Genomic DNA, 1314 nt, shown 5'->3' on the forward strand with positions numbered 1-1314 from the left:
ATCGACGAGGGCGACGACAGCTCTCGCCGCTTCTGACTTGCAGGAATAGTAGCGGCGCGCACCATCCGCGCGTGATTCCACAATCCGCTCCCCAGTCAGAAGCCCCAGGTGCTGTGAGGAGGCCGTACGGGAGAGCCCGATTAGCTTGGCCAACTCCCCAACCGTTTTTTCACCGTCTATCAAGTGAACGAGAATCAAAAAACGCTTGCCGTTGCCCACAATGCCAAGCCATCGCGCAACATACTTCGTGTTGCTGCGCAAGCCTAGGCGCGTCGCTGGCCGGCGCTGCAACGCAGGATTTGCCTCAATCTCGACGAGCCGCTGTCTGACATAAGATCCCATCATCGACCTTCGGGATTGCGTCGTTGGAAAAAGCCCGCCACTACAGAGGCAGTGACGGGCTCTTGTTTGTTCGCCCGGCCGAGGGACAACCGGGCAGACGATGAACTTCACTGACCGCGATCGGTTCCAACAAAAAACCGCGACCTCCGGCAAGCGGCCTTGTTGCTAGGGCAGGCATTTTCGGGGAAGGGTTGCGCTAGCCCAACAGGCAGTTTTTTCGGTGGCCGCGCGCGGCATGTGCAGCGGCATGTGCAAAAGTCGGCGGGCAAGCGTTAGCGCCGCACGCTGTAAGCAAACACTCGCTTCTGGCGAGAAATCTCTGACACCTGATCCACTCCTCTTCCTTGTAACGAAGCGTTACGGGCTTCCCGCAAGTGCTGGGATCAACCAGCCTCGGTCACGCGCAAGGAGTTGGTTGCTTATCCAGGAAGCCCGCCACCGACAGGGCGGTGACGGGCTCTTTGCGGTTCGGTCGGCGACCAGGTCGGTCGCATGCCTGAAGGAGGGCTGAACGTCAGTCGTAGATTTTGACGATTTTTCGGGTGCTCGGATCCACGAGCACGGTCCGGTTGTCGACCACGACATAACGGTATTTGACATCGGGAACTTCATGGAGTTCGACCGTGTCGGGAAGAGCAGTACCGATATTGAGTTCGACGCCGGGGATCTTCACCGAAGCGAGCGGCTGCTTCTTCACATACGTGCGCACAACGGTGTCCTGTTCCGGCGTGATGACAACATCCTGGGCCGCGACGGCGCCAACGCCAGCCATCAACAACAACGCGGCGGCAGCTCCTGTGAGGTGAAATTTCATGATGATCTCCTTTGTAAACGGGCCTCCGACAGGATTTCGAAGGCGGGTCCGAAAAACTTCAGCAGGTTGAAAACGTTCCGCAGGCCGGACTTCGGTCGCATTGCGTGTGGGACCTTGGTCCGAGCACCCGCTGCAATGGTCTTGGGTGAGGCGTCGAC

2 protein-coding genes are annotated in these 1314 nt (G+C 58.8%); both read right to left on the reverse strand.

Features of this window, described 5'->3' with window-relative positions:
- Nucleotides 1–261, reverse strand: a 261-nt coding sequence (locus tag AC1DX0_RS35955; RefSeq protein WP_477359260.1) for an ArsR/SmtB family transcription factor, incomplete at its 3' end; no start/stop codon positions are given.
- A 595-nt stretch (nucleotides 262–856) separates the two neighbouring features.
- On the reverse strand, nucleotides 857–1156 hold the full coding sequence (locus AC1DX0_RS35960) for a DUF1236 domain-containing protein (RefSeq protein WP_477223620.1): 300 nt from the start codon (nucleotides 1154–1156) through the stop codon (nucleotides 857–859).
- Nucleotides 1157–1314: the final 158 nt, after the last annotated feature.

The organism is Mesorhizobium sp. P3_A9 (assembly GCF_056402975.1).

Excerpts from the sequence above, each read along its gene's own strand:
- AC1DX0_RS35960 (WP_477223620.1), bottom strand. The coding sequence starts at position 1,156 with ATGAAATTTCACCTCACAGGAGCTGCCGCCGCGTTGTTGTTGATGGCT.